Origin of the sequence: Halomarina litorea, from assembly GCF_024227715.1 — an archaeon.
In the GTDB taxonomy this organism is placed as follows: Archaea; Halobacteriota; Halobacteria; order Halobacteriales; family Haloarculaceae; genus Halomarina; species Halomarina litorea.
The window spans coordinates 1,937,694-1,963,913 of record NZ_CP100448.1 but is presented as its reverse complement, the minus strand read 5'-3'; the positions used below and the strand labels follow the sequence as shown (position 1 = coordinate 1,963,913).

Genomic DNA, 26,220 nt, shown 5'->3' with positions numbered 1-26,220 from the left:
TCCATACGTCCGCCACGTGAACGAAACGATGGTGTCACACTCGCGGCACGCGTCTAACGGCTGGTGCAGTCGGAGTCAAACGAAATCATCTGCCGCAGGAGTCGTTCGATGACGCCTCCCACTCGGTTCATCGAGCGCCACACCCTCCCCGGCCGACTCGCTTTGGGACTCGCTCCCGCCGGTCGCTCACCGCGTCGCTCGTCCCTCGCACGGGAATCCAGTCGGCGCTCGCTGTCGCTCGCACCCGACCGAAGCGTGCGCCGTGTGGTTCGTCCGGCCAGTCCGTCGTGGTCCGGGCTCGCCGTCGCTCCGATGCCGTGGAGCCGATTCACGGGGGCGACCCGAACCCGTATGATTGAAGCGTCCGCGCCGGAAGGTCAGGGTATGACCAGACCCTCGTTCGTCATCGGCATCGCGGGGGGGACGGGGGCGGGCAAGACGGCCGTCGCACGCGAGGTGAAGGAGGCCGTCGGCGAGGCCGTCACCCGGATTCCGCTCGACAACTACTACCGCGACCTCTCGCATCTCCCCATGGCGGAGCGCGAGGACGTGAACTACGACCACCCCTCCGCGTTCGAGTGGGACCTCCTCGCAGCGCAACTCTCCTCGCTCGTGGCCGGTGACTCGGTGGAGATGCCCCAGTACGACTTCACCGCCCACAACCGGAAGGAGGAGACGGTGACCGTCGAACCCACGCCGATAATCATCGTCGAGGGCATCCTCTCGCTGTACGAGAGTGACGTGCGCGACCTGTTCGACCTCTGCGTTTACGTCCAGACCGACGCCGACGTCCGCATCCTCCGGCGCATCCAGCGCGACGTCATCGAGCGCGGCCGGGAACTGGAGGGCGTGATGGACCAGTACCTGAGCACCGTCAAACCGATGCACGAGCAGTTCATCGAACCGACGAAGAAACACGCCGACGTCATCATCCCGGAGGGGCTGAACCGGTCGGCTATCGACCTCCTCATCAAGAAGATTCACGCCGAGGTGCGCGAGAACGGCGAGCGCACCCTCGAGGCCTGAGTCCCCCACCGCCCTCCGGCCGGTCCCCGACAGTTATTCTCCCCGCACCACGAGTCCCGTCCGATGGACACCAGCTACCCCCCGCAGGAGGGCGACACCTACCGCTACGAGCGGACGTTCACTCACGGGGACGTCGAGCAGTTCAGCGAGGTGACCGGCGACGACCAGGCCATCCACTCCGAACCCGACGAAGAGGGCCGACTCGTCGTGCAGGGTCTCCTCACGGCGAGTCTCCAGACGAAAATCGGCGGGGACCTGAGCGTCCTCGCCCGGGCGATGGAGTTCTACTTCCGGCGGCCCGTCTACACCGGCGAGACCATCCACTGCGAGTGGGTCACCGACTCCGTCGAGGAACGCGAGGACCGCTACGACATCGAGGTGGCGGTGGAGTGTGCGCGCGAACGCGACGACGAGACGGTGCTCACGGCCGAAGTGACGGGGATCATCTGGAAGCAGTAGTCAGTTCCCCCGCCGGTCGTCCGCGGGTCATTCGGCCGCCCGGGCGAGACGCTCGAGTGCAGACTGTGTTTACCGACAAATACCGTCCCGTGACTGCCCCCGTCTCGTGGCTCTCGACGCCACGTGACACTCGACAGCACCGACCAGTCGTGTCTCTAATACTGCATGTTCTCTATTGACACCCTTATACTCATCAAGACACAGTGTGCTATATTATGTTGTGGTAGCAAGGCCTTAAGATGCTTCACTCCCGACCGCCGGATAGACATGCCCGAGACCATCGCCCCCGAACAGGAAGAAGCGGAGACAGCCGAAACCGACGTCGAGGAGGAAGTCGAGGCCGAGGACGCCGAGACGGAGACCGAGGACACGTACGACTTCCCGACGCCCGGCGGCCTGCGCGGCCTGTAAACCGGCCGTTCCGACGCTCGATTCTTCTTCGAGACCCGACCGAGCAGCGGCGCACCACGGCACACCCGGCGAGGTTAACACCGCCCCGCGAGTGGTGACGCCATGGACATCCGCGGTGCGGTCGTCGACCTCGACGGGACGGTCTACCGGGGCGGACGACTGCTCGACGGCGCGCGCGAGGGGGTCGAGGCCCTCCGCGACGGGGGAATCGACTGCCTGTTCGTCACCAACAACCCGACCCGCTCGCCCGAGGCGTACGCCGAACGCCTCGGGTCGCTCGGTCTCCACGTGCGACCCGAGCAGGTCTGTTCGGCGGGGTCGCTCACCGCGACGTACCTCGCGGAGCACCACGCGACGGACGACGTCTTCCTCATCGGGAGCGACGGCCTCCGCGAGATGGTCGCCGACGCGGACGTGCGGACGACCGACGACCCCGACGCCGCGGACGTGGTCGTCACCTCCCACACCTACGACTTCGACTACGACGACCTGACCGAGGGTCTGTGGGCGCTGGACGGCGCGGACGCCTTCGTCGGCACCGACCCCGACCTCACCTACCCCGGCGAGGACGGCCGCGACCGGCCCGGGTCGGGGGCCATCACCCGCGCGGTGGCCACCGTGGCCGAACGCGCCCCCGACCACGTCCTCGGCAAACCCTCCGAAGAGACGCTCGACATCGTACGCGAACGCCTCGGCCACCCCCTCGACCGGTGTCTCGTCGTCGGTGACCGCCCGGACACCGACGTCGCCCTCGGCAAGCGCGGCGGGATGACCACCGTCCTCGTCCTCTCGGGGACGACCACGCGCACGGACGTCGACCTCGACGGCGAGACGCCCCGCCTCGTCGCGCCCGTCGAGGGAGACCTCGACCCCGACTTCGTGGTCGACGGACTCGGCGACCTCCCGACCGTGCTACACGGTGTCGTCTGACATAGGTTTAAGTAGACGGACGCCGGACACAGTGATATGAGGAATCAGGACAGTCCGTACCTGTTCGGCGAGGTGGACGACGACGTGATAGACGACGAACCGACCGAACCCGAGACCGCCGCGGTCAGCCGCGAGACGGTCATCGTGGAGGGGTCGGCGATGAGCTACCGGTCGTACCAGGCTCGCCGGGGTCGCGAGTGACCGATCCGCCGGTCGCCTAGCCCTGTCGCCGCATCGCCCACACAGTTCTCCCTTCGAGACCGACCCGTCACCGACGGGTCTGCCGACGACGTCCGGTGGAAAAAACGGTTCGTGGAGCGGTGGCGTTCCAGCGTCCCCGTACTCTAGCGCGCCGGTGTTCCGGTAGGCCAGTGGTCAGGTGTACTCCCGGCGGAAGCCCTTGAACTCCGCCCGGTGGGCCTCCTCGTCGGCGAGGATGGTCACCGCCAGGTCCTCCGTGACGGGGTCGTCCGCCTCCTCGGCGGCCGTGATGAGCTTTCGGTACGTCTCGATTGCGCTGTTCTCGGCTTCGATGACGCCGTCGATGACCGACAGGACGTCTCCGGGGTCCTCCGGCGGCTGGAGGGACTTCTGGTGGGGGTCGAACTCCATCGACGCCGGCGGGCGGGCGTCGAGCTGTTTCAGGCGCTCGCCGAGCATCTGGGCGTGCTGGAGTTCCTCCTGTTCGGCGTCGGCCCGGAGGCTCTCTTTGACCTCCTCGGCGCTGACGCCTTCGAGGACGATGGCGTTCGTCAGGTAGTTCATCACCGTCTCCATCTCGTCGCTGTACGCCTGTCGCAACAGGTCGATTACTTCCTCGTTGGTCATGGGGGGTGGGCAGTCGGATCACACGCGTCCTCGCGGCCGGACACGGACTGGTCGCCCCTGTCCGATCGTCCGCAACACGCGCGCGTGTCGCTGTCCGGTTGGACAGTACTCTCCCCGGGGCCTTGGTCGCTTGCCCCCACCGCGTCGGGTAAACTCCCCGCCGTCGGTCGGGAGTTCCATACGGTTTTTTGTGTCCCACCACCGATAGTTGCGCTGTCACATGGCAGACCGACAGGAACTCCGCACGCAGATGATCGACGCGTTCGAAGGTGCCGACTACCCCATCAACAGCCCGATGGACCTCGTCCCGGCGCTCCCCAACGGCCCCTCGACGAAGTTCGAGTCCGGCGACTTCTCCATGACGGCCATGGAGCTGAACACGAAACTCGGCGGCGGCGACTTCCCGTACGACTCGCCCGAGGCCTTCGTCGACGACATCCTCGACCAGCTCGAGGACCAGGGCCACCTCGACTGAAACCCCGTCCGCGACCACCTCGCGTTTTCAGCGCAGCCACGTCAGCACAGCGGCGCAGACGGCGAACGTCCCCGCCCCGAGCAGGAGGTAGTTCGCCACGCCGTTGCTCGCGCGCACCAGCCCCAACGAGTAGCGCCGCCGCGACAGCGGCCAGAGGAGCGGGACGCCCGCCGGGGTGACGACGTCGGCGGCGAGGTGCGCGACGATACCGTAGACGCCCACGAACGCGGCGAACGGGGCGAGTCCCCCGCCGACCCCGACCTGTTCGGCGAGCAGGGCCACCGCTCCGCCGAGTGCCGCACCGACCGCGAGGGCGAACAGGAGCGTGTGGGTGATCCCTCGGTGGCTGACGAACGGGAGGCGGAAGTCGACGTCGGGGAGGCGCGACAGCGAGAGGACGCCCACGCCCCCGGCGAGGGCGAGCGCGGGGGCCTCGGCTTCCGACAGCAGGACGAACGCGACGGGGGCGTAGAGGAGCAACGAGACGCCCCAGTGGCCGGGCCAGTACATGCCCAGAGGTCCGGACCGGGGGCCAAGAACGTGGCGACACCTTATGCTCGTACCGCGTGAAGTGGAGCCATGTCGGTGCTCCTGCTGTCGGTTCTCGATACCCTCGTCGACACGTTCGGGCCGTTTCTCATCCCCGTCGCCGTCTTCGCGGCCGGACTCGTCGGATACGGCGTCCTCTTCGCGCTGAGCAGGTTGTGGTAAGGGCTTTACCCCCGGCGACGGCACTCCGGGTATGGCAGAGGAACCCATGCGGAACTTCCCCGTCCCCGACCGCGACGAGTTGCCCGAGGACCTCCGGGAGCGCATCGACGAGGAGACCGAACGCGCGGGCTTCACGCCCAACGTCTTCTCCGCGTTCGCGTACAAGCCGAGTCACTTCCGAGCGTTTTTCGACTACCACGACGCCCTCGTCGAGGACACGGCACTCGAACGCGAGGAGATAGAGATGCTCGTCGTCACCGTCTCCGGGGTCAACGACTGCCTGTACTGCGTCGTCGCCCACGGCGCACTCGTGCGTATCTACGCCGACGACCCGCACCTCGCCGACCAGTTGGCGACGAACCACCGCTCGGCGGACCTGAACCCCGCCCACCGCGCGATGCTCGACTTCGCCGTGAAACTCACCGAGTCGCCCGGCGACGTCGAGGAGTCGGACCTCGAACGCCTGCGCGACCACGGCTTCTCCGAGGAGGCCATCTGGGACATCGGGAGCGTCGTCGCCTACTACAACCTCTCGAACCGCCTCGCAACGATGGCGGACATGCGACCCAACGAGGAGTTCTACACGCTCGGACGCTGAGGCCGAAGTGACCGGGACCGCTCCACTGTCACGCCGGTCGACCCGAAACGCGAAGCGGACCCAGACCTAAGTGCTAGACAGATACTACTCCGAAACGAAATTTTAGATGCCCTCGACACGCTCGACGCGCCCGTCGTCGGTGGCGTCCCACGCCGAACGGCGAGGGTGGTCGAGCCGTCGCGACGGGACGACCCTCGTCCGGACCGCGAACGGTCGTCGTGTGACGCCATCCGGCGCTCTGCGGGGCGCTCCTCCGCGGCTCTGGCTGCTACTCCTGTAACCCAAACGTATATGTCGGGACATTCCTACGCCACGAGCGTGGCTCAGCGCCCGGAGACGGGTGGCTGCCACGTGGTCGGTCACATGGGAGTGTGACTCTCGGGCGATACCGCCCGAACCTTTCTACCTTCACTAGTCACGACGCCGCCGCCCCCGACGCGGGGCGGTCACGTCCGACGAGTTGGACGACGCCGACCCGACCACCCACCGACTCCTCGGTGAGGACGGCGGCCCCCCATCTCGTCGGAAGGTTAAACAGTCTCTAACTCCTGATTGTTTCGATGGCAGACCACCGCGACGCCCTCGCACTCGAGGGTGTCAGCAAGCGCTACGGCGACGTGCTCGCCCTCGATTCGCTCTCCCTGCGCGTCGGTCGCGGCGAACTGTTCGGGTTCCTCGGACCGAACGGGGCCGGGAAGAGCACCACCATCTCGCTCCTGACGGGCCAGCGCGTCCCCGACGAGGGTCGAGTCAGCGTCCTCGGGACCGACCCCGCCGCCGACCCCGTCGCGACGCGCCGACGTCTCGGCGTCCTCCCCGAACGCGAGGACCCGCCGAGCTACATGACGCCCCGCGAGTACTTCGCGTTCGTCGGGCGGGTCCGCGACCTGGAGGCGGGGACGGTCGCCCGGCGGGTGGACTCGTGGGCCACGCGACTGGGCTTCCGCGAGAAACTCGACACGCTCTCGACGGACCTCTCGCGCGGCCAGCGCCAGAAGGTGATGATCGCCGGCGCGTTCCTCCACGGCCCGGACCTCGTGTTCATCGACGAACCGCTGGCGAACCTCGACCCCATCGTACAGGAGCGCGTGAAGTCGTTCCTCGTCGAGTACGTCGAGGCGGGCAACACCGTCTTCCTCTCGACGCACCACATCGACGTAGCCGAGGAGATCTGCACCCGCGTCGGCATCCTGCGCGAGGGGGCACTCGTCGACGACCGACGGCCGACGGGCGACGGGTCGCTCCTCGATAGCTTCGTCGCGGGGGTCGAGGGGTCGTGACGGGCCTCCTCCGCGCCATGCTGCGTGAGGAGTTCCGCCTGCACGCCCGCCTGTTCGGCGGGGTGCGCTTCGCGCTCTTCCCGGCGTTCGTCGCCGCCCTCACGGTGGGGGCGCTCTACGGCCTCGACCTGACGGGCACCGACACGGGGACCGTCCTCGCGGGCCTCCACGCCCTCGTGGCGCTGTTCGGCGTCCAGACGGGGCTCGTGGGCCTGCTGAGCGCGGACGCGCTGGACGACCTGCTGGGCGACGTGACGCTCCTCGTCTCCGCCGCCCGCACGCTCCCCGTCTCCGAGCGCCGGGTGTACGCCGTCTTCCTCCTGAAGGACGCAGTCTACTACTCGGGGCTGTTCGTCCTCCCCCTCTCGTTCGCCGTCGGCGGGTACGCACTGGCGACGGGCGACGGAGCGCTCGCGGCGACGGCCCCCCGCCTCGCGACGACGCTCGCCGCCACGTTCGTCCTCGGCCTCTCGGGCACGCTCACCCTCGTCGGGACGGTACGGCGCGGGACGGTCGGGAAGGCGGCGGTCGTTCTCGCCGTCGCGGCAGGGACGGCGGTCTACCTCTCGGGCCACTCGCTGTGGACGTGGACGCCGTACGGTGCCTACGTGGCCCCCACGTCCCCTCGGGTCGGGGCGGTCCTGTCCGTCGTCCTCGGGTTCGCCGTCGCGGGGTGGTGGTCGTTCGACCCCACCTACCGCCGCCCCGAACGCCGCGTCGAAGCACGGTTCGCGTGGCTGGCCGACCGCCTCCCGGCGGACCCACACGGCCTCGCGGCGCGCTCCCTCCTCGAACTCCACCGGAGCGGGGGCGGTCTCCTGAAGGTCGTCCTCTCGGCGGGGCTGGTGTCGGGGTTCGCCGTCGCCGTCCTCGACCTCGCGGCGACCATCACGGGCCGGACGCCGGACGCGGCGGTGACCCTCGGCGCGCTGCTCGGCCTGACGGCGTTCACGACGTACAACTGGCTCACGCAGTTCGACTCGCTGGAGGGCTACCGCGTCCACCCGCTGTCCGTCGCGGACGTGTTCCGCGCGAAGCTCGTGGGGTTCTGCGTGCTGCTCCCCGTCGGCGGCGCGTTCTACCTCGGAGCCGCCGTCCTGCTCGGCGGGTCCCCCGCCTCGCTCGCACTCGGCGGGGTCCTCTACGCCGGTCTCTCGCTGTACCTCTTCGGCCTGACCGTCTACCTCACCGGCGTCGAACCCAACGAGTTCCTCTTCGATTCGTTCCTGTTCGCCCTGTTCACGGCGGGCGCGGCCCTCGCGCTCGTCCCCGTCCTCGTCGTCGGTCTCGTCGTGCCCGTCTCTCCGGGGCTGACGGGCGGTCTCGTCGTTCTGGCCGCCGTGCTCGGCGTACTGGGGTACGGGCTGGTCGGCAGGGCCGCCCCGCGCTGGGAGGCACACCTCCTCCACGGCTGAGAGCGAGACCGACCCGGGGCGGGGGCGTCGTCGGCCGACGCTCCTCGTCCTCGCGGCGGGCTAGTCGCTGACGGGGTCGAAACGCGAGAGAAGTCGATACCGTTACTCGTCGTACATCGGCTGTACGGCCGGCAGTTCCACGTTCTGCTCGCGGCGCGCGAGCGTGCGGAGGGTACGACGCATCTCACCGAAGTCGGGCATGCCCGATGTTGGTGTCCGTGACATGATAGTAGCAACGACGGATTCGAGGGTGTTTGTTATGCCTGCGTATGCAACAGTCAATGAGGTCTTAACTCGTTGAACTGTCCGAAATTTCGTGGGAAAATCGGCCGCTCTCGCCGTTTTCGGCGGTCCTGACGGCGAACTGGTGAACAGAGGTGCGCTGGCCGTCGGTATCGAGGGGTCGAACCCGTCAATGGCGGTCCGGCAGATTCGACGACGTCCGTGGCACGACTCTCTCGGGGTCTCGACACGTCGTCGCCCCGCGTCGGTCCCCCGAGCACTCCACCAGAGGATGAAATGACCGGGTGAGGCGCGAACCGGTCGCAAGCGGTCGCTTCTGTCGGACTCCGCCGCGATTCGAACGCCGAAACGTGGGACGGAAATGGACCCCTAACGGCCATCCGGGTAGTGGTCGACGTCGGCGGGTTCGGCCCGCGTCGTTCTCGACCCCTGGACTGTCTCGGACGGTACGGAGCAGTCGGACGAGTGACCGTTCGGTTCCGGACACCTGTCGAAATGTCTACTAGCTTAGTCGATGGGCTTATCTATCATCATTCCTCTCGGTATGTCATGCACCGACGGGGAGGGAAGGGGGAGACCACTCGCCCGGTTTCGAGGTGGTGGGCGTGACGAGCCTCGCCGCTCTGACCACCCTGACGTGGACGTTCAGGCGCGCTATCCTGCTGACGGTCCTCGGGTGGCAGGCCACCTACGCGACGCTCGGGGCCATCGCGTCGGAGCAGGCGGTGCTCTCGCTCGTCACCCTCGTGGTCGCCCTCGTCCTCGCGGTGTCCGTGGGCGTGTTCGCCCGCGGTCGGACCGCCCTCGTCCCGATGAGCTTCGGCGCGGGGTACACGTTCGCCGCCGCGCTGACGTTCGCGGTGGCGGTTCCCCTCGGCGTCTTCGGGCCCGTGCCGAACACCGACGCCTATCAGGTCGTTCCGTGGCGGGCCGTCGCCGCCGTGATGTACTTCGCGCTGTTCGCGGGCCTGCCGTGTTTCGCCCTCGCGGCGTGGATGCTCCTCACGGGCCGCGACGGTCTGCGCTCGCACGGGTTCGTCCCCGACGTGACCGAGTGACTCCGGCGCGTCCCCGCCGCACCGGGTCGTACGACCCGCTCGGTCGGACCGCGATAGCTCTCCCGGATGACTGTCGTGTGAAAAGCGGGTGTGAACTGCCGACTCTCAGTCGTCGCTCTCCTCGGCGACCAGCAGACTGTCCTCGAGCGCTTCCGCATCGAGGTCCGCGGGGTCCGGTTCGATCTCGACGTCGACGTCGGCCTCGGGAAGCGTGCTGGCGAGTTCGTGGTCGTACAGACGCTGGGTGAGTTGTCGCTCCTTCTCTAACCCTTTGCGCTCGCGGCCACGTTTCGTGTCTGCCATGTCGGACCATACCATGTCCGAGGTCATGAATCTTTCCTCGGCGCGCGCCGGGGTTCAGGGGCGGACGACGGACTTCCCGAACAGGTCGCGCGACTGCATGTCCGCGAACGCCTGTGCCGTCTCGTCCAGCGGGTACTCCTCGCCCACCACGGGGTCGAACGCGCCCTCGGCGACGAGGTCGACGAGTCGTTCGAGGTCGGCCTGCGTCCCCATCGTCGACCCGACGATGCGGTGGTGCGAGAGGAACAGTCGGGCCACGTCGAACGTCGACTCGCCGCCCGCCGTCCGCCCACAGACGACCATCCGACCCGCGCGCCGGAGGACCCGCAGGCCCGCCTCGGTGTACTCCCCCGCGAGGTGGTTCAGGACGGCGTCGACGGTCTCGACGGACTCCCGGACCGCCTCGGGACCCCCGGCTTCGACGGGTTCGTCACACCCCAGTTCGGCGAGTCGGTCCAGTTTCTCGGGCGACGTCGACGTGCCGACGCTGTGGACGCCCATCGTGTCGAGCAACTGGACGCAGGCGACGCCGACACCACCCGTCGCCCCGAGGACCAGCACCCTGTCGCCCGGCGAGACGTCCGCGCGGCGAATCATGTGCCACGCCGTCATGTAGGCCGTCGGGATGGCCGCCGCCGCCGTCGCGTCCACCCCGTCCGGGAGGGCGACGAGGCGGTCGGCCCGGACGCACGCCCGTTCGGCGAGGCCACCGTGGAACAGCGAGAAGCGCTCACAGAGGTTCTCCGGCCCCTCGCGGCAGAACTCGCAGGTGCCACACGTCTCGTTGGGACAGAGGACGACCCGGTCGCCCGGTTCAACCGACGAGACGCCCTCGCCGACGCTCGCCACCACGCCCGCGACGTCCAGTCCCGTCACGAACGGGAGGTCCTCACCGCTAACCATCGCGGAGTCCCCCTCCAGAATCCAGAGGTCGTGGCGGTTGATGGCGCAGGCCTCGACGTCTACCACGGCCTCGCCCGGCCCCGGTTCCGGGTCGTCGTGGTCCTGAATCTCGACACCGTCCGGGCCGACGAGGTCGGCGAAGGCAGCGACTCGCATGGGCCACCCTCACACGGCGGGGTCTTCAGTCCTCGTACTCCGGCCGTTCCGCGTAGAGGATGGGGTCGCGCGTCCCGGCGTTCCGGAACGCCTCCAGCCGATACGCACAGGAGTCACACGTCCCGCAGGCGGGTTCCTCGTCGCGGTAGCACGACCACGTGTGCTCGAACGGGACGCCCAGTTCCAGCCCCCGTTCGACGATGTCGGTCTTCGACCACTCCGCGAACGGCGCCTCGATTCCGACGTGGGTGTCGGGGTGCGTGCCCACGTCCACGACTCGCTGGAACGCCTCGAAGAACGCCGGTCGGCAGTCGGGGTAGCCCGCGAAGTCCTCGGAGTGCGCCCCGATGAACACGGCCGTCGCGTCGTTCGCCTCGGCGTACGAGACGGCCATCGACAGCAGGTTCGCGTTCCGAAAGGGGACGTACGTCGCCGGCACCGCCTCGCTGTCCGTGTCGGCGTCTTCGACGGCCATCGACTCGTCGGTGAGCGAGGACCCCCCGATGCGCGCGAGGTGGTCCGTCTCCACGTGCAGGAACTCCGCCGCGCCCGCCTCCGCCGCCAGTCGCTCGGCGCACTCGAACTCCTTCGTCTCGGTCCGCTGGCCGTAGGAGGTGTGCAGGAAGTACGGGTCGTAGCCGGAGTCGAGTGCCTCGTAGACGGCCGTTGCGCTGTCCATCCCGCCGGAGACGAGGACCACCGCCCGGTCCCCGTCGCTGTGTGTCTCGGTCGTGTCTGTCATGTCTCGTGTGTCGTCCGTGTATCGTTCGCGTGTCGTCGCTCGGTCGCTCACGTCCCCGGCGCGTCGTCCCAGAGGTCGACGTGCAGGCGCGGCGTGTACCGGTAACCGTGGACCATCGCCAGTTCGGCCACCTCGTTCCGTCGGTCGTCCAACTCCTCCCGTGTGGTCCCCTCGGGCATCAGGAGCACGTCCGAATCCCGGATCGGGGCGCTCGACACCTCTCGCACCCGGTCGACGAGTCCCTCGATTTCGGGGAGGTCGTCCGGCCCAGTGACGACGAACTTCAACTGGGCGTCGGACTGCTCACAGAGGCGCGCGGTGGCCTCCACGTCCACCCGCCGGGCCTCGTGTCGGTCGGCCCACTCGCCGTCGCCGTTCGGGTCGCGGTCGGCCGTGGGCGTACTGGAGGCGAGTTTCGGGCTGACGCTCGCGAGGTCGATGGGCGCGTCCCTGAAGACGGTCCCGTTCGTCTCGACGGTGATGTGGTAGCCCCGGTCGGCGAGTCGCTCCAGCAACTCGACCGACGCGTCGTGAATCAGCGGTTCGCCGCCCGTCAGGACGACGTGGTCCGCCCCGTCGTGGCTCTCGACCTCCGCCAGTATCCCCTCGAAGTCCATCCACGCGTGCGTCGGCTCCCACGAGGTGTGATAGGAGTCACAGAACCAGCAGCGGAGGTTACAGCCGCTGGTCCGGACGAACACCGAGGGGACGCCCGCCAGTTTCCCCTCGCCCTGCAGCGAGTAGAACAGTTCGTTGACCGGGAGGTCCCCCGATTCGGGGTCGTCGGCCCTGTCGGAACCCCCGGTCCCCACCCCGGCGTCTGCGTCGACGGGCATCTCAGTGGTCCACTCCCGCCGCAGGTCCGGTTCTGAGTTCGCTCGTCTCCGCGACGCTCACCGCCACGTCGCTGACGGTGTCGGGCAGTCGGTCGAGGAGACGGCGTTCGAGGACGACGGCCATCACCTCCGCCGTCGGCGGGTGGTCGATGACGACGAGGGCGTCGTCGTCGCCGCTGGCCTCGAACGCCTCCACGAGGGGGTCGCCCCGTTCGACGAGGAAGCGGTGGTCCCACTCGTCGACGACCGCCGTCACCTCTCCCTTGTCGACGACCCACCCCTCGGGGGTGAGTTCTCCCCGCACGGTCACGGCTACCTCGTAGTTGTGGCCGTGTGGTCGCGAGCACTTCCCCTCGTGGTGCAGGAGACGGTGGCCCGTGCTGATGCGGATAGGCCGGTCCCCGCCGACGTGGAGGGTTCGCTCGCCGGAGATACGGCCCGAGTCACCTTCGAGCACTCTCTCAGTCATATCTGGGGGTTCTCCGGCGAGTACATAAACCCTGCCGAACCGACGCTCCGCCCCCTTCTAATCGGTCGTTATCGGACCCCGGTTGCGGTCGTTGCACCCGGCCCGTCGGCGGGATGGTGCGGAACGGTGGGGACGGTCGTCCCCCTCTATGTAGGGTCCCCGCCGTAGCCGGGAGTGCAACCCATGAACCGAACCGTGGCAGTGCTGGTAGTCGCGCTCGTGGCGTCGATGGCCGTCGTCCCCGCGGGGGCGTCCGCGGCGACGGGTACCGACTCGGAGAGCGACGCGTTCGAGGTCCGTGACCTCACCGTGACGGTGAGCGACGTGCAGGTGAGCGGGACCGGTCTCCCCGACTGGTCCGTCGACCACGCCACCTACACCGTCGAGGACGCGACGGTGGGCACGGACGGCTTCACCGTCGTCTGGAACGGCGAAGAACACCACGTCGGGGCCGTGCAGGTGACGGTGGACGACGTGGGCCTCGTCTTAGAGGACGTCTCCGTCAGCGGCGAGTAGTCGGCTGTTCTCCCGACTCCCCCGTAGTCGGCCCGCATCGCCGTCTCGCCACCACCGTTCGCGGTCGCAGTCCGGTACGGCGACGGCGGGCGCCGACGACGCAATCGGTTTCAATCGGTACCTCCTACCCCGACGCAGTGTCAGATACGGAATCGGACGAGGAGGCGGCGTCCGAATCGGCGGCGGAGTCGGGGCCGGAACTGAGCGCCGAGGAGTTCCAGGCCATCGCCCAGCGACTCCGCCGACCCGTCGTGACGGCCAGTCAGGTGGCGCGACTCCTCGAGTGCTCGCAGGCGGAGGCGACGGACCTGCTCGACGGGTTGGCCGACGCCGGACGAATCGCCCACGCGGACGTCTCCTCGGACCCCGTCGTCTGGTACCCGACGGACCTCCAGTCGTTCGCCGAGCGAGAACACCGCATCCTCTTTCCGGACCGCCGGGAAGTGGTCGTCGAACACCCCCGGCAGTTCACGCGGGCGCAACTCGCCCAGTTCGCCCACCTCGTCGACTCCACGCGGAACGGGGCGTACATCTACAAGATTCGCGAGGAGGACGTCTGGCAGGCGCCCTACGACCACCTCGCGGACCTCCTGCGGACGATGCGCGACGTCCTCCCGGAGCGCTCGCCGCACCTGGAGGAGTGGGTCGAGAACCAGTGGCAACGCGCCCACAAGTTCACGCTCCTCACTCACGACGACGGCTACACCATCCTCCGGGCGGGGAGCGACGACCTGATGGGTAACGTCGCCCGGCAGAAACTCGACCAGGGCGAGCACATCCGCGCGATGGTGACCGACTCGGAGGCGTGGGTGGTCGACGGTGCCGTCGGCGAGATAAAGCGCATCCTCTACGAGGCGGGCTACCCCGTCCAGGACCGCCGCGAACTGGAGACGGGCGACCCCATCGACATCCGACTGGACCTCGACCTGCGAGACTACCAGACGTCGTGGGTCGAACAGTTCATGGAGCGGAAATCGGGCGTGTTCGTCGGCCCACCGGGGTCGGGCAAGACCGTCGCCGGGATGGCCGCCATGGCCGCCGTCGGCGGCGAGACGCTGATTCTCGTCCCCTCGCGTGACCTCGCCGAGCAGTGGCACGAGGAGTTGTTGAACCACACGAACCTCGAACCCGACCAGATCGGCGAGTACCACGGCGGGACGAAGGACGTCCGGCCCGTCACCATCGCCACCTACCAGACAGCGGGGATGGACCGCCACCGGATGCTGTTCGACGAACGGAAGTGGGGGCTCATCCTCTACGACGAGGTCCACCACATCCCGAGTCGCATCTACCGGCGGAGCGCCGACCTGCAGGCTAAACACCGCCTCGGACTCAGTGCGACACCCATCCGGGAAGACGACCGGGAACGAGACATCTACACGCTCATCGGCCCGCCCATCGGCACCGACTGGGCGGCGCTGTTCGAGGCGGGCTTCGTCGCGGAACCCGAAGTCGAGATTCGCTACGTCCCGTGGGCCGACGAGATGGCCAGAAACGAGTACGCCAGCGCAGACGGCCACGAACGCCGGCAAATCGCCTCCGAGAACCCCGCGAAACTCGACGCCATCAGGACGCTCCTCGAAGAGCACGCCGGGGCGAAGGTGCTGGTGTTCGTCGACTACCTCGACCAGGGGAAGGCCATCAGCGAGGCGCTGGACGTCCCGTTCGTCTCCGGGGAGATGCGCCACCACCGGCGACAGGTGCTGTTCGACGAGTTCCGTTCGGGGGGGCGCGACGTCCTCGTCATCTCGCGGGTCGGCGACGAGGGCATCGACCTCCCGAACGCGGAAGTCGCCATCGTCGCCTCCGGCCTCGGTGGGTCACGCAGGCAGGGCGCACAGCGCGCCGGACGGACGATGCGCCCCGTCGGGAGCGCCCTGATGTACGTCCTCGCGACGCGCGGGACGACCGAGGAGGACTTCGCCCGCCAGCAGACCCGCCACCTCGCCGAGAAGGGGATTCGCGTGACCGAACGCGACACACCGCAGGTGGCGGCGGTGGCCGACGGCGAGGACGCGAACGAGGATGCGGGTGAACAGGAAGACGGGACGGAGGCGACCGAAGAGGAAGAGGACTGAGTCGGCCTCGACTCTCACCGTACGACGCTCAGAACGGGTAGTCGCGCGTCTCGCGCTGGACGGACACCCACTTGGGTTCGGTGAACTCCTCGAGGACCCACTCGCCGTTGTACCGGCCGATTCCGGAGGCCTTCATCCCGCCGAACGGGACGTGCGGCTCGTCGTTGACCGGCTGGTCGTTGACGTGGACCATCCCGGCGTCGATGCGGTCGGCCACGTCCTCCGCCCGGTTCCGGTCGCCGCCGAACACCGACGCGGCGAGGCCGTACTCGGTGTCGTTGGCGAGTTCGACCGCCTCCTCGTCGTCCGAGAAGGGGATGACCGGCGCGACGGGACCGAAGTGCTCGTTGCAGGCGGCGCTCATCTCGTTGGTCGCGTCCGAGAGCACGGTCGGTTCGACGAACCGGCCGTCGTGGTCGCCGCCGGCTTCGAGCGTCGCCCCCTCCTCGACCGTCTGCTCGATGTAGGTGGTGATGTCCTCGACCTGACTGTCGTCGATGATGGGGCCGACGACTGCCTCGGGGTCTTCCGAGGGGTTGCCGATGGGGAGGTTCTCCGCGCGTTCGGCCAGTTTCTCGACGTACTCGTCGTACACCGACTCGTGGACGAGGTGGCGGTTGATGGAGATGCAGATCTGACCCTGGTGGAGGAACGTCCCGAACGTCCCCGCGTCCACGGCGTCGTCAACGTCGGCGTCCTCCAGAACCACGTGCGGGCCGTTCCCGCCGAGTTCCATCGCGGGCTGGGCGAAGTTGCCGGCCGCCTCGCTGGCGACGCCACTCCCGACGGCCGACGACCCGGTGAAGGAGACGACGGCAGCGTCGTCGTGGCCCGCGATGCGGTCGCCGACATCCGAGCCGTGGCCCGTGACGACGGTCAGGAGTCCCTCGGGCAGTCCAGCGTCCTCGAAGATACGTGCGAGCAACAGCCCCCCCGTGATGGGCGTGTTCGAGGCGGGCTTGAGGACGACGGCGTTGCCCGTCGCCAGCGCGGGCGCGACGGCCCGCATCGAGAGGTGCAGCGGGAAGTTCCACGGCGAGATGACGGCGACGACGCCCGCCGGTTCCCGCTTGACGACGTTCTCCTTTCCGGGGACGTTCGAGTCGCGGTGGTCGCCGGACATCCGCGTGGGGAAGCTCGCTGCCTCCTGCGTGATGCCCATCGCGCTCTGGAGTTCCACCTCGCCTTTCACCCGGGTGCTCCCGGACTCGACGGCGAGCAGTTCGAGAATCTCCTCGCGGCGCTCCTCCATCGTCTGGAGCGCACCCTGTATCACCTCCGTGCGCTCCTGTGGCGAGGTCTCCGCCCACTCCGCCTGGGCCTCACTCGCCACCTCGTAGGCCCGGTCGACGTCCTCGACGGTGCCCGCCGGGACCTCGGTGAAGACCTCCTCCGTGGCGGGGTCGTCGACCGCGATGGTGTCGCGGTCGTCGCCGTCGACGGGGCCGTCGAGGTACAACTGGTTCCAGTCGGCGTCGGGGCTGTACCGGTCTCGCTCCTCGGCCGTGGATTGCGACATCGTACTCGGAGGGAGGGGCGTCACACTGAAGAGGAGCGGCCAAGCCCACGCCGTTGCCGGAAGACGGGGATACTTGCGTGGCGGGGGTCCGCGTTTTTGCGGTGCGCGCGCGAACGGCCGGTATGAGCTACGAGCGGTTGGTCGGACGCGTCGAGGACGCCTCGCCACTCACGGTCGCGTCGCTCCCCGACGGGAGCGTCGACACCCTCTATCGCGTCGAGGGCGGCGGCGGTCCGGTCGACTCGCGGCGCTCGTTCGGCGAGCGAGTCGCCGCCGGCGAGTCGAGTTCGTTCGTTCGCGAGCGGACCGCACGGGAACCGGGCGGGCAGGCGACGAACATGGCCCAGCAGTGCCACGCCCTCGGGGACGAGGTGACGCTCCTCGGTCACCTCGACGACCCCGTCTTCGAGTCGCTCCCGTTCGAGACCCACTCGATGGGCGACCCGGCGCGAGTGGACGTCTACCGGTTCGACGACGGCGACCTCATGCTGGCGGCCGTCCCCGACAGCCGCGACGGCTGGGGGACGGCGGCGCTCGACGATGCCGCCGAGGGAGCGTCCGGGCCCGTCTACGGCGCGGACGCCCTCCTCGTCGGCAACTGGGCGGCGTTCCCGTCGATGACGGCGGTGCTCTCGGCGCTCGCGGACCGGGTCGATGTCGGGACACTCCTCCTCGACCCGGGTGACGTCTCGGCCATCGACTCGGGGGCCGCACAGGGTCTCTGCGAGGCGCTGGCGTCGCTCGACGAGGGCTGCGAGGTAGTCGTGAGCGCGAACCGCGAGGAGCTGTCGGGCCTCGCGGCGGCCGTCGACGAACGGGGCGGTCACGTCACCGACCGGGTCCGGCGTGCCGCCGGCGTCTCCGCCGTCGTGATGCACGGGTTCGACGAGTCGGTCGCCGCGACGCGCGACGGGCGACATCTCCTCCCGGCGGTCGACGTCGACGAAGGGGTCCGGAACTCGGGTGCCGGCGACCGGTTCTCGGCGGCGCTGGCGCGTGCTCGCGCCGCCGGCTGGGACTGGCCGGTGGCGCTGGCGCTCGGGAACGCGTGCGCCGGCCACTACCTCGAACGGGGCGAGACGCTTCGGTTCGACGGACTGCGGAACTACCTCAACGACCGGGGCGAGGTCGACGGGTAGGGGCGAACAGGCGACGGGGAGGGACGTCGGGTGCCACGTCGCACGACCGCTGTGTGGACGGCTACACCGCCCACGGCTGGCCCGACGGTTGGTGGGTCAGGTCACGCGGAGGATGGTCCCGTCATCACCGAAGAAGGGTCGCACGCGGAACATCCGTGGTCAGTACGTCGCCTTCAGGTACGCGACGAGGCCGGCGACGAGCGACGGGTCGTACGTCCAGACGCCGTAGTACCGTCCCCTCGCCCGCTCCTCGGCGACCAGCGCGCACTTCTGGTAGGGTTCGCCGCCCCCGTCGTACGCGAGGAACCAGTAGTTCGAGAGTTCGGGGACGGGGTCGACGTGGTACGAGAGGTTCGGGTGTTCGAGGCGACCCACCGCCTCGGAACCGAGCGACCCCATGTAGGCATCCACCGTGACACCTCGGGTGAGGAGCGCCTCGTACACCTCGCGTTGTGCCTCGAAGGCCCCCTCTCGCTGGAAGCCGACGTGGAGTGTCCCGTGGCCGATGCGGTAGGCTCGTTCCTCGATTTCACGGCAGGTGAACAGCATCTGCCTGCGGTCGAACGACCGGAAACAGAGTTCGTCGAGTCCGACGACGGCGCTCGGCGTGTCGACGTCCGTCGGGAGCGTCCGCCACTCCGATCCGGCGTTCCCCGAGAGGAGCGCCCTGACGGCCCCGAGCGGGACGGTCCGCTGCGGGAGTCCCTCGCTCCTGACAACGACGAACCCCTCCCGACCGACGGGAATGGTGCGGGTCTCGACCGTGACGTTTCGGGTGGCGAAGTGGTCCTCGAGGTCGGTCGTCGCGTCGGTCTCGTCCGGCGGGACGAAGACGGTGATGGTCCGACGCCTGGCGTCGATTTCGTCGACGAGTGACTGCGGGGAGTACACCTGTTCGTTCATGCGGCGGGCGCTCCGGCCGCGTCTAGTTAGGACTTCGCGGTATATGAAGCGATCCCTACGTGTCACTGGAGTCCTCTCAGCGGGACCCCGACCGGGCGTGTTCGCGTATCTCCTCGACGCGGGCGTGGAACGCCTCGCGTTCCCCTTCGTCCGTGGCGTCCCGGTGGCTGTACACCTGACCGATGCGGTAGGCGCATACGGACCGGACGCCTACTCTCCGGTGCACCCGTCGTTCTGTTTGCATCCCCACGTGACGGTGTGGCGCGGGGGCGCCGGCGCGGACGGCGCGTGGGTGGCTTCGTACGCCTCCCCGCCGACGGTCCCCGACCGCCACGCGCCGATGTGGCTCGTGCCTCCTGGGACCGCGTGCCGCGCGCACTCTTCTCAATCAGAGTTATCTTCTCGTAGTCTGTAGTGATTGCGACGATGTCAAACGGTATCCCCCGACGAAACTTCGTGACGGGTATGGCTTCGGTCGTCGCGCTTGGCGCGCTCGCCGGCTGTTCCGGCGGCGGCGACGGCAACGGTGGCAACGGTGGCGACACCACCACCACGACCGCCAGCAACGGCGGTGACACCACCACGTCCGGTGGGCAGACGACCACGACCGCCGGGAACGGCGGCAACACGACGACCACGTCGGGCGGCGGTGGCGACAACGGGAGTCAGGCCGCCGTCGAGTCCTACCTCTCGGGCGCGAACAACTTCGAGTCCATCGAGGACATGACCGGCCAGAGCGAGGTGACGGTCGACGTCGGCGCCGGCAACGGCCTCGCATTCGGCCCCGCGGCGGTCCGCGTCTCCTCCGGGACGACGGTCAACTGGTCGTGGACGGGCGAGGGTGGCAGCCACAACGTCGTCTCCGCCGAGGACTCCGACTTCGAGTTCCGCAGCGGCGACCCCGTGTCCAGCGGGAGTTTCAGCCAGACGTTCGACCAGGCGGGCCTCGCGCTCTACTACTGCAACCCCCACCGGGGGGCCGGCATGAAGGGCGCGGTCGTCGTCGAGTAAGGCTCGCCCCCGGTCAGGTCCGGTCGACGAACGCGACGATCTCTTCTGCGATGTCCTCGCCCGCGTCCTCCTGCAGGAAGTGCATCGCACCCTCCACCCACACGTCCGGTTGCTCGCTCGCCGTCGGGATGAGGTCGCGAAGCGGGTCGCGGTTCTTCCGCGTGATGGGGTCGCTGTCGGCGAACAGGACGAACGCGGGTTTCTCCCACTCGCCCAGACGCCTCGCCGCCTCCTGTGTCATCTCCGCCCCGTCCCCCCCGTCATTCCGGGGGACCATGTCGGGCCACGCGCGCGCCCCCGCTTTCGCCTCCTCGGTGTGGAAGGGGGCCTCGTAGGCCGCGACGACGTCGTCGGGAAGGTCGGTCGCCGTCGCGTTCTGAATCAGCATCCCGACGGGGAGTTCGTCGACGCGTTCGACGAACGAGCGGAACTCCTCCCACGCCTCGGGCATCTCCTGTCGCCCGCTCGGGACGCCCGTGTTCATCGCCACGAGGCGGGCGAACCGTTCGGGCGCGTGTGCAGCGTAGGTCAACCCGAGGATGCCGCCCCAGTCCTGACAGACGAGGGTGATATCCTGTAAGTCGAGTGCCTCCACGAAGTCCACGAGCGTCCCGTAGTGGAAGTCGAAGCTGTAGGCGTCCCGGTCGGTGAGTTTCTCCGAGCGGCCGAACCCCACGAAGTCCGGGACGACGACGCGCCCGCGCTCGCTGAGGCCGGGTATCATCTTCCGGTAGAGGTAGCCCCACGTCGGTTCGCCGTGGAGACAGAGGAACGTCTCGCCGTTCTCACCACTCTCCTCGCCCACGTCGACGTAGGCCATCTCGAGGCTGTCGCCGACGGTGACGCTGTGGCGCTCGTAGTCGAACTCGGGGAGGTCCTCGAACCGTTCTTCGGGCGTCGTGACCCGCGTCGTGTCACGTGTCATGACAGCGAGTGTCCCGGTCGGGTGTTAGTCGTTCGGGTCACCCCATCGCGCCGAATGGGTTATCACGGTGGGGACGCCAGAGAGTGCCATGCGAGTCGACTTCGAGTTCTACGCGACGCTCCGCGAGTGCGTCGGGGAGCGACACATCGTTCGTGACATGCCGGAGGGAGCGACCGTCGGCGAGGCGCTCTCGTCGGTCGCAGACGAGTTCCCGAACCTCCACGGCCTCCTGTTCGACGCCGAGGGCCGCCTCCGCCCGCACATCAACGTCCTCCGGAACGACGAACCCCTCCACACCCTCGACGGAGCCGACACATCCCTCTCGACGGGCGACACGGTCGGTGCGACGCCGGGCGTCGCCGGCGGCGCTGGTCGGACGACCCGCGCGGGCCACGGGGGTGTGTGCGCGTGAAGGCCATCAGCCTCGGCAACACGGCGTTCGAGGGGCTGAACAACGCCTACCTGCTGGAAGGGGAGGTGACGACGCTCGTCGACACCGGTGTCTCCACACCGAGCACCCGCGAACAACTGGAGGACGGCCTCCGGGAGGCCGGCTACGAGTTCGCGGACATCGATCAGGTGCTCCTCACCCACCACCACGCCGACCACGCGGGACTCGCGGGTGCCGTCCAGCAGGAGTCGGGCGCCGTCGTGCGCGTCCACGAGGCGGACGCGCCGCTGGTCGTACAGGACGAGGACGCCGAGGACGCCTTCGAAGACCGCCAGCGCGAACTGTTCGCCGAGTGGGGGATGCCCGAGGAATCCCGCGAGGAACTCGTCGGGTTCCTCAGGAAGAGCAGCACCATCAGCGGCGACCCCGCCGAGGTGGAGACGTTCACCGACGGCGCGCGCTTCGATGTCGGCGACGGGGAGTTCGAGGCGGTCCACCTGCCCGGCCACACGGCGGGGCTCTGTGGGTTCGCCGTCGAGAGCGACTACCGGTCGTACACGGGCGCGCGCGGCGAGGAACTGTTCAGCGGCGACGCCCTCCTGCCGTACTACACGCCGAACGTCGGCGGCGCGGACGTGCGCGTCGAGGACCCGCTGGCGTCGTATCTCGATACCCTCACCAGAATCGTCGACGCGGGTTACTCCCGGGCGTGGCCCGGCCACCGTGGTCCCATCGTCGACCCGGCGGGCCGCGCGGCGGACATCGCCGTCCACCACCGCGAGCGCACCGACCGCGTCCTCTCCGTCCTGCGCGAGCACGGCCCCGCGGACGCGTGGACGGTGGGCGCCCACCTCTTCGGCGGACTCTCCAGTATCCACATCCTCCACGGACCGGGCGAAGCGAGCGCCCACCTCGGCCATCTCGAAGACGCGGGCGTCGTCGCGGCGACGGAGGAGGCCGCCGCCGACGGCGGTGACGCGTCGAAAGAGTACGAGATAGTCGATGAGGACGCCGACGTCGACGCCCTGTTCCCGGACGTCCCCGGGATGGACGAGCGACCCGACCCGTCGGCCTGAGTCGGCCGAGACGAAGGACCAGTGCTGGGTCAGTCCCCGAGGTCCAGGTGGTCGAACTCGTTGGCGAGGTCCTCCAGAACGTCCTTCGCGTCGTCGACGGTGTCGTCGTCGATATCGTCGACCGCCTCGACGCTGTGGCCGCCGCTGTAGGCCGTCTGTAGTGCGTTACTGTTGAGGTTCCCGTCGGGGTCGACCACGCTCGTCGGACGTTCTGTAGTCGCGATTCGTGACCTCGTATATCGCCGTTCGAGGAGATGAAGTCAGCGTGATTCTCCGTCGAATCCACCACATAGGGGGACCGTGCGCCGAGAATCGAGACCCAGAGCGTCCGCCGAGGCGTCTGTCAGGCAGACGCAGGCACGGCACCTACGTCCATCCGTGGTCTCCAGAAGAACGCAATGGCGCGAGAGTTCACAGACGACGACCGGGACAAGGACGTGTACACCTCGACGGGCCACCGCGTCGGGAGCATCGGCGAGACCCGCGGCCAGACGGCGACGGTCCGCCGAGACCACGACGACGACGACGACGGCATCTTCGACGAGATAAAGGACATGCTCGGCTGGAACGACGACGACGACGAGCACGAACTCCGAAGCGAGGACGTCGACCGGCACGAGGACGACGGCGTCTACCTCCGGAAGCACAACTGAGACGCGCCGACCGCCGACTGCCGACTTTTCTCGACCGACTGACCTCACGACGCGGAGTGCCGACGGAGGTGTGACGCCCGCACCCCGCGGCGGTCAGTCGGCCTGCTGGTGGTGGGACGTCCGACCGGACGACCGACGGGCGAACCGCGGGAGGGGAAACCGCTGTGAGGCGTGGTAGGCCGCGCCCGCGAGGACGGCGGCCGCCATCGCGTCGACGAGCCAGTGGATGCCGAGGTAGAACGTCGAGACGACGATGCCGGCGGCGAGCACCCCCGCGACAGTCGCGTACCGCCGCGAGGAGTGACGCGCGTACAGCGCCGCCAGCACCGACAGCCCGGTGTGGAGGCTCGGGAACGCCTTGACGAGGGTGTCCGTCGCGAGGACGCCCTCGCCCACGACCGGGTGGACCGTCAGCAACAGGGGGTCCACGGTCGGGAGATACTGGCCCGTGATGCGCACCGGGAAGGCGAGGAACAGCGGTGCGGCGACGACGACGAGCAGCGCGTACCCCATCGCGTAACGACACGCCTGCTCCCGGTCGTGGACCTTCAGCTTGAAGTACGAGAACAGGACCAGAAACGGGAACCCGACGAGGTAGAGGACGGCGAACCCGAAGGTCAGCGCCGGGGTCGTCACGGTCTGGAAGGCGGCGACGACGGGCCCCTCGAGGGCGTAGACCGTGTCCGTCACGAGGCGGTCGGCGTGAAACCGGAAGGCGAGTTCGTTGACGACGAGCGTGACGGCCCACGCGACGCCGAGGTACTTCCAGTCGGTGCGGACGAGTTCGCGGACGACGACGCGGGGCCGTCGCTGCTTTCGGGGGATGAACGTCAGCGTTCCGAGCAGCAGCGCACCCAGGGTGGCGAGGGCCATCCCGACGGTGTAGGCGGTGACCGGGGTGGTGACTGCTGCCCGTATCGCTTCCGTGGAGAGCGGAATCGTCATACGGGGGGACACTCCTCAGTCTTGCGACGGTCCGCTTAATACTATTGGTTGTATTGAATTACTTTTCTGCTCGTGAGTAGCGAGTGGACAACCACCTGCGACGGCGACGAGTGGACGGAGGGCCGCCGGAGCGGTCGCTCCGACGGGTGAGAGGAGGGCCGGACCGTCGAACGTCGGTCGGACGGTACCGTAACTGGTGGCTTCGGCGGGTCCAGCGGGCGCTTACCGATGGCGGCGCGCCGACCGCGGTGAGCGACCCGTCGACGCCGACCAGAGCAGAGATGACTCAGTCCGAGAGGTTGCCCCGTTCGGTCATCCAGTCGGCGTACTCGGCGAGGGCGTCTACCCCCATCTCGGAGATGGCGTAGTAGTTCGTCCGCCGGTCGATCTCCCCCTTCTCGATGAACCTGTCGTTCACGAGGGTGTCGAGGTTCGGGTAGAGTCGCCCGTGTGTGATGTCGGTGTTCGTCCGCTCTTCCAGCGCCATCTTGATGGTCTGGCCCGACGGTTCGTCGAGGCCGGACATGACGACGAGCAGGTCGCGCTGGAACCCGGTCAACTCGTGGAACGCACGCGCGGCCTCGCGTGTGCTCGTCCCCTCGGTTCGACGCTCCGTGTGAGTCTCTCCATCCATGGACCGTGCTACGGCCAGACACCATATTGTTACACGCTGGTATGACCCGTCGAACCGTGCAACTGCAACAGTTTCAGATACCGTGACAGTACTGACTGACCGATAGGGCGACACTTACAGTCACGGCGGCCGGACAGCGTGGCTGGCCGACGAAACCGCCCGACGGAGCGTGATGCAAAGAGACATATCGGCGGCGACGACGACCCTGCACGGGAGTTCACGGCGGAATCGGGCCGTCGGCGGCGCGACACGGCAGTCGTCGGTCGCCGGTCGACTCGCACGGCCGAACAGACACTCGTGCGGGCGTGCGTGAACGGGAAGGTTCCACCGTCGAACCTCTCGCGGCGGTGCGGTCGTGACTGCGACGGACCTCTGGCGCTCTCCACAAAAGGGCGTGACGGGACTCCCGCGAGCACTGCGAGCGGGAGTCAGGAACGCCCGTCGACTGAGCGAAGCGAAGGAGACGGGCGTGACGGGATTCGAACCTCGGTCGCTCGCTTCGCTCGCTCCCTGTTTCGAATCCCTGTGCCCGCTGTCGTCACTCGCGTTCGCTCGTGACTGACAGCGGGCGTGACGGGATTCGAACCCGCGATCGAGGAGTTAGGAACCCCTCGCCTTGTCCACTAGGCCACACGCCCCGTGCCCGGAAGCGGGCAGCGAGAGCAAAAATTAGTTCTGCTTTTCGGCTTCCGTCTCAGCGGTCTCGTCCATCGTCGTCTCGGTGGTGCTCTCGGTCGTCGTCGGCTCGGTAGTGGTCGTGGTGTCGGCCGTCGCCTCGCCCTGCTTGGACCCCTCGCCCTTCATCTCCGCGAGCTCCTGCTCGATCTCCTCACGTCCTTTCTTGAACTCGCCCATCGCCTGCCCACTGGAGCGTGCGAGTTTCGGGAGCTTGTTCGCCCCGAACAGGAGCACGACGATGAGCAGGACGACGAATATCTCGATTCCGCCGGGGAGCCCGGGGAACAGCGGTACCAGAGTGGTTGCCATGTCTACTTGTTCTTACCTACTCCCGATTATAGGCCTTTTGCTCGTGAGAGGGTCGCCCTATTTGTGTCCGTCTCCCTAACCGGCGGGTGTGATACAGACCGGCGACATCGCCCCGGACTTCACCGCACCGCTCGCGACGGGCGACGACATCGAGCAGTTCACGCTCTCGGAGATGCTGGAGAGGGGACCCGTCGTCCTCGCCTTTTTCCCCGGCGCGTTCACCAGCGTCTGCTCGCACGAGCTGGCGAGTTTCCGTGACCGCCTCTCGGCGTTCGAGGAGGCGGGCGTGCGCCTCTACGGCGTCAGCGTCGACTCGCCGTTCGCGCTCAACGCCTTCCACGACGAACTGGGGCTGAACTTCCCGCTCATCAGCGACGCGAACGACGAACTCATCGAGCAGTACGACGTGTCGATGGACTTCGCGGAACTGGGCGTCAACGACATCGCCCAGCGCGCCGTGTTCGTCGTGGACACCGACCGGACCGTCACCTACGCGTGGGTCGGCGAGGACCCGGGCGTGGAACCCGACTACGAGGAGGTGGAGGCCGCGGCGACCGACGCTGCGGCCTGAGCGCACCGAGGCAAAGCGGTTTTCCTCTC

Annotated in this window: 35 protein-coding genes and 1 tRNA gene; 19 read left to right on the top strand and 17 right to left on the bottom strand. The window is 68.3% G+C overall.

Annotated elements, in window-relative coordinates; genetic code table 11:
- The first annotated feature begins 384 nt into the window (after positions 1-384).
- From udk to NKG96_RS10720, 5 genes are all read left to right on the top strand, one after another.
- Positions 385-1,026, top strand: a complete 642-nt coding sequence (udk, locus tag NKG96_RS10740) for a uridine kinase (RefSeq protein WP_254534930.1) — start codon at positions 385-387, stop codon at positions 1,024-1,026.
- Between the two features lie 63 nt (positions 1,027-1,089).
- Positions 1,090-1,485, top strand: a complete 396-nt coding sequence (locus tag NKG96_RS10735; protein WP_254534929.1) for a MaoC/PaaZ C-terminal domain-containing protein — start codon at positions 1,090-1,092, stop codon at positions 1,483-1,485.
- A gap of 267 nt (positions 1,486-1,752) precedes the next feature.
- Positions 1,753-1,896, top strand: a complete 144-nt coding sequence (locus tag NKG96_RS10730) for a hypothetical protein (RefSeq protein WP_254534928.1) — start codon at positions 1,753-1,755, stop codon at positions 1,894-1,896.
- A 102-nt stretch (positions 1,897-1,998) separates the two neighbouring features.
- Positions 1,999-2,826 (top strand): HAD-IIA family hydrolase, encoded by an 828-nt coding sequence (locus NKG96_RS10725; protein ID WP_254534927.1) that lies wholly within the window; start codon positions 1,999-2,001, stop codon positions 2,824-2,826.
- Between the two features lie 36 nt (positions 2,827-2,862).
- Positions 2,863-3,027 carry a hypothetical protein gene (locus NKG96_RS10720; RefSeq protein ID WP_254534926.1) on the top strand — a complete coding sequence of 55 codons (165 nt, stop codon included), beginning with the start codon at positions 2,863-2,865 and terminating at the stop codon, positions 3,025-3,027.
- Between the two features lie 174 nt (positions 3,028-3,201).
- Here NKG96_RS10720 and NKG96_RS10715 read toward each other — a convergent pair whose 3' ends face one another.
- A complete protein-coding gene (locus NKG96_RS10715) occupies positions 3,202-3,654 on the bottom strand; it encodes a ferritin-like domain-containing protein (RefSeq protein WP_254534925.1) in 453 nt (150 codons plus the stop codon).
- A gap of 220 nt (positions 3,655-3,874) precedes the next feature.
- On the opposite strand from NKG96_RS10715, the gene NKG96_RS10710 reads away from it, so the two are divergent.
- Entirely contained in the window at positions 3,875-4,129 is a 255-nt protein-coding gene (locus NKG96_RS10710; protein ID WP_254534924.1) for an MTH865 family protein, read from the top strand.
- Positions 4,130-4,156: 27 nt separating this feature from the next.
- Here NKG96_RS10710 and NKG96_RS10705 read toward each other — a convergent pair whose 3' ends face one another.
- On the bottom strand, positions 4,157-4,639 hold the full coding sequence (locus tag NKG96_RS10705) for a metal-dependent hydrolase (protein WP_254534923.1): 483 nt from the start codon (positions 4,637-4,639) through the stop codon (positions 4,157-4,159).
- 69 nt (positions 4,640-4,708) lie between these two features.
- Here NKG96_RS10705 and NKG96_RS20905 point away from each other — a divergent pair, with 69 nt between their 5' ends.
- The 4 genes from NKG96_RS20905 to NKG96_RS10690 all read left to right on the top strand — a co-directional run bounded on the left by NKG96_RS20905 (position 4,709) and on the right by NKG96_RS10690 (position 8,133).
- Entirely contained in the window at positions 4,709-4,840 is a 132-nt protein-coding gene (locus NKG96_RS20905; RefSeq protein ID WP_256558085.1) for a hypothetical protein, read from the top strand.
- 31 nt (positions 4,841-4,871) lie between these two features.
- Positions 4,872-5,438: a peroxidase-related enzyme gene (locus NKG96_RS10700; protein ID WP_254534922.1), complete on the top strand. Its 567-nt coding sequence runs from the start codon at positions 4,872-4,874 to the stop codon at positions 5,436-5,438.
- Between the two features lie 560 nt (positions 5,439-5,998).
- A complete protein-coding gene (locus tag NKG96_RS10695) occupies positions 5,999-6,718 on the top strand; it encodes an ABC transporter ATP-binding protein (RefSeq protein ID WP_254534921.1) in 720 nt (239 codons plus the stop codon).
- Positions 6,715-8,133, top strand: a complete 1,419-nt coding sequence (locus NKG96_RS10690) for a hypothetical protein (protein ID WP_254534920.1) — start codon at positions 6,715-6,717, stop codon at positions 8,131-8,133. The genes NKG96_RS10695 and NKG96_RS10690 overlap by 4 nt, the downstream gene beginning before the upstream one ends.
- A gap of 102 nt (positions 8,134-8,235) precedes the next feature.
- Here NKG96_RS10690 and NKG96_RS20900 read toward each other — a convergent pair whose 3' ends face one another.
- A complete protein-coding gene (locus NKG96_RS20900; RefSeq protein WP_256558084.1) occupies positions 8,236-8,358 on the bottom strand; it encodes a hypothetical protein in 123 nt (40 codons plus the stop codon).
- Positions 8,359-8,981: 623 nt separating this feature from the next.
- On the opposite strand from NKG96_RS20900, the gene NKG96_RS10685 reads away from it, so the two are divergent.
- A complete protein-coding gene (locus NKG96_RS10685; protein ID WP_254534919.1) occupies positions 8,982-9,434 on the top strand; it encodes a hypothetical protein in 453 nt (150 codons plus the stop codon).
- A 105-nt stretch (positions 9,435-9,539) separates the two neighbouring features.
- Here NKG96_RS10685 and NKG96_RS10680 read toward each other — a convergent pair whose 3' ends face one another.
- The 5 genes from NKG96_RS10680 to NKG96_RS10660 are packed head-to-tail and all read right to left on the bottom strand — an operon-like array spanning position 9,540 to position 12,843.
- Positions 9,540-9,737: a hypothetical protein gene (locus tag NKG96_RS10680; RefSeq protein ID WP_254534918.1), complete on the bottom strand. Its 198-nt coding sequence runs from the start codon at positions 9,735-9,737 to the stop codon at positions 9,540-9,542.
- Positions 9,738-9,791: 54 nt separating this feature from the next.
- A complete protein-coding gene (locus NKG96_RS10675) occupies positions 9,792-10,796 on the bottom strand; it encodes an alcohol dehydrogenase catalytic domain-containing protein (RefSeq protein WP_254534917.1) in 1,005 nt (334 codons plus the stop codon).
- Between the two features lie 25 nt (positions 10,797-10,821).
- Positions 10,822-11,538 (bottom strand): 7-cyano-7-deazaguanine synthase QueC, encoded by a 717-nt coding sequence (gene queC / locus NKG96_RS10670; protein WP_254534916.1) that lies wholly within the window; start codon positions 11,536-11,538, stop codon positions 10,822-10,824.
- Between the two features lie 47 nt (positions 11,539-11,585).
- Entirely contained in the window at positions 11,586-12,374 is a 789-nt protein-coding gene (locus NKG96_RS10665; RefSeq protein ID WP_254534915.1) for a 7-carboxy-7-deazaguanine synthase QueE, read from the bottom strand.
- 1 nt (position 12,375) lies between these two features.
- A complete protein-coding gene (locus NKG96_RS10660) occupies positions 12,376-12,843 on the bottom strand; it encodes a 6-pyruvoyl trahydropterin synthase family protein (RefSeq protein WP_254534914.1) in 468 nt (155 codons plus the stop codon).
- Positions 12,844-13,026: 183 nt separating this feature from the next.
- Here NKG96_RS10660 and NKG96_RS10655 point away from each other — a divergent pair, with 183 nt between their 5' ends.
- Together NKG96_RS10655 and NKG96_RS10650 are read left to right on the top strand one after the other, a co-directional pair.
- Complete coding sequence (locus tag NKG96_RS10655) at positions 13,027-13,359, top strand: hypothetical protein (protein ID WP_254534913.1); 333 nt, start codon at positions 13,027-13,029, stop codon at positions 13,357-13,359.
- A 137-nt stretch (positions 13,360-13,496) separates the two neighbouring features.
- Entirely contained in the window at positions 13,497-15,437 is a 1,941-nt protein-coding gene (locus tag NKG96_RS10650; RefSeq protein WP_438267348.1) for a DEAD/DEAH box helicase, read from the top strand.
- A gap of 28 nt (positions 15,438-15,465) precedes the next feature.
- On the opposite strand, the gene NKG96_RS10645 is transcribed toward NKG96_RS10650, so the two are convergent.
- The gene (locus NKG96_RS10645) at positions 15,466-16,956 is read right to left on the bottom strand and encodes an aldehyde dehydrogenase family protein (protein WP_254534912.1); all 1,491 of its coding nucleotides are present in this window, start codon (positions 16,954-16,956) and stop codon (positions 15,466-15,468) included.
- 122 nt (positions 16,957-17,078) lie between these two features.
- Here NKG96_RS10645 and NKG96_RS10640 point away from each other — a divergent pair, with 122 nt between their 5' ends.
- Positions 17,079-18,095 (top strand): PfkB family carbohydrate kinase, encoded by a 1,017-nt coding sequence (locus NKG96_RS10640; RefSeq protein WP_254534911.1) that lies wholly within the window; start codon positions 17,079-17,081, stop codon positions 18,093-18,095.
- Between the two features lie 159 nt (positions 18,096-18,254).
- Here NKG96_RS10640 and NKG96_RS10635 read toward each other — a convergent pair whose 3' ends face one another.
- Both NKG96_RS10635 and NKG96_RS10630 read right to left on the bottom strand, forming a co-directional pair.
- The gene (locus NKG96_RS10635; RefSeq protein WP_254534910.1) at positions 18,255-18,998 is read right to left on the bottom strand and encodes a DICT sensory domain-containing protein; all 744 of its coding nucleotides are present in this window, start codon (positions 18,996-18,998) and stop codon (positions 18,255-18,257) included.
- Between the two features lie 76 nt (positions 18,999-19,074).
- Positions 19,075-19,224 carry a hypothetical protein gene (locus NKG96_RS10630; protein ID WP_254534909.1) on the bottom strand — a complete coding sequence of 50 codons (150 nt, stop codon included), beginning with the start codon at positions 19,222-19,224 and terminating at the stop codon, positions 19,075-19,077.
- A gap of 239 nt (positions 19,225-19,463) precedes the next feature.
- Between NKG96_RS10630 and NKG96_RS10625 the strand changes: the two genes are divergently transcribed.
- The gene (locus NKG96_RS10625; RefSeq protein WP_254534908.1) at positions 19,464-20,009 is read left to right on the top strand and encodes a halocyanin domain-containing protein; all 546 of its coding nucleotides are present in this window, start codon (positions 19,464-19,466) and stop codon (positions 20,007-20,009) included.
- A gap of 13 nt (positions 20,010-20,022) precedes the next feature.
- Here NKG96_RS10625 and NKG96_RS10620 read toward each other — a convergent pair whose 3' ends face one another.
- On the bottom strand, positions 20,023-20,934 hold the full coding sequence (locus NKG96_RS10620; RefSeq protein ID WP_254534907.1) for a haloalkane dehalogenase: 912 nt from the start codon (positions 20,932-20,934) through the stop codon (positions 20,023-20,025).
- 88 nt (positions 20,935-21,022) lie between these two features.
- On the opposite strand from NKG96_RS10620, the gene NKG96_RS10615 reads away from it, so the two are divergent.
- Both NKG96_RS10615 and NKG96_RS10610 read left to right on the top strand, forming a co-directional pair.
- Positions 21,023-21,346 (top strand): ubiquitin-like small modifier protein 1, encoded by a 324-nt coding sequence (locus NKG96_RS10615; protein WP_254534906.1) that lies wholly within the window; start codon positions 21,023-21,025, stop codon positions 21,344-21,346.
- On the top strand, positions 21,343-22,401 hold the full coding sequence (locus NKG96_RS10610; RefSeq protein ID WP_254534905.1) for an MBL fold metallo-hydrolase: 1,059 nt from the start codon (positions 21,343-21,345) through the stop codon (positions 22,399-22,401). The genes NKG96_RS10615 and NKG96_RS10610 overlap by 4 nt, the downstream gene beginning before the upstream one ends.
- A 29-nt stretch (positions 22,402-22,430) precedes the next feature.
- Here the strand turns inward: NKG96_RS10610 and NKG96_RS10605 are convergent, their stop codons facing one another.
- Complete coding sequence (locus NKG96_RS10605; RefSeq protein ID WP_254534904.1) at positions 22,431-22,598, bottom strand: hypothetical protein; 168 nt, start codon at positions 22,596-22,598, stop codon at positions 22,431-22,433.
- Between the two features lie 201 nt (positions 22,599-22,799).
- On the opposite strand from NKG96_RS10605, the gene NKG96_RS10600 reads away from it, so the two are divergent.
- Positions 22,800-23,054, top strand: a complete 255-nt coding sequence (locus tag NKG96_RS10600; protein ID WP_254534903.1) for a DUF8593 domain-containing protein — start codon at positions 22,800-22,802, stop codon at positions 23,052-23,054.
- A gap of 93 nt (positions 23,055-23,147) precedes the next feature.
- Here the strand turns inward: NKG96_RS10600 and NKG96_RS10595 are convergent, their stop codons facing one another.
- The 4 genes from NKG96_RS10595 to tatA form a co-directional block, all read right to left on the bottom strand.
- Positions 23,148-23,999 carry a phosphatase PAP2 family protein gene (locus NKG96_RS10595; protein ID WP_254534902.1) on the bottom strand — a complete coding sequence of 284 codons (852 nt, stop codon included), beginning with the start codon at positions 23,997-23,999 and terminating at the stop codon, positions 23,148-23,150.
- Between the two features lie 286 nt (positions 24,000-24,285).
- Positions 24,286-24,525 (bottom strand): PadR family transcriptional regulator, encoded by a 240-nt coding sequence (locus NKG96_RS10590; RefSeq protein ID WP_254538139.1) that lies wholly within the window; start codon positions 24,523-24,525, stop codon positions 24,286-24,288.
- Between the two features lie 673 nt (positions 24,526-25,198).
- A tRNA-Arg gene (locus NKG96_RS10585) sits at positions 25,199-25,271 on the bottom strand.
- A gap of 31 nt (positions 25,272-25,302) precedes the next feature.
- The gene (gene tatA / locus NKG96_RS10580; RefSeq protein WP_254534901.1) at positions 25,303-25,620 is read right to left on the bottom strand and encodes a twin-arginine translocase TatA/TatE family subunit; all 318 of its coding nucleotides are present in this window, start codon (positions 25,618-25,620) and stop codon (positions 25,303-25,305) included.
- Positions 25,621-25,708: 88 nt separating this feature from the next.
- Here tatA and NKG96_RS10575 point away from each other — a divergent pair, with 88 nt between their 5' ends.
- Complete coding sequence (locus NKG96_RS10575; protein ID WP_254534900.1) at positions 25,709-26,191, top strand: redoxin domain-containing protein; 483 nt, start codon at positions 25,709-25,711, stop codon at positions 26,189-26,191.
- The last annotated feature ends 29 nt before the right edge of the window (positions 26,192-26,220 follow it).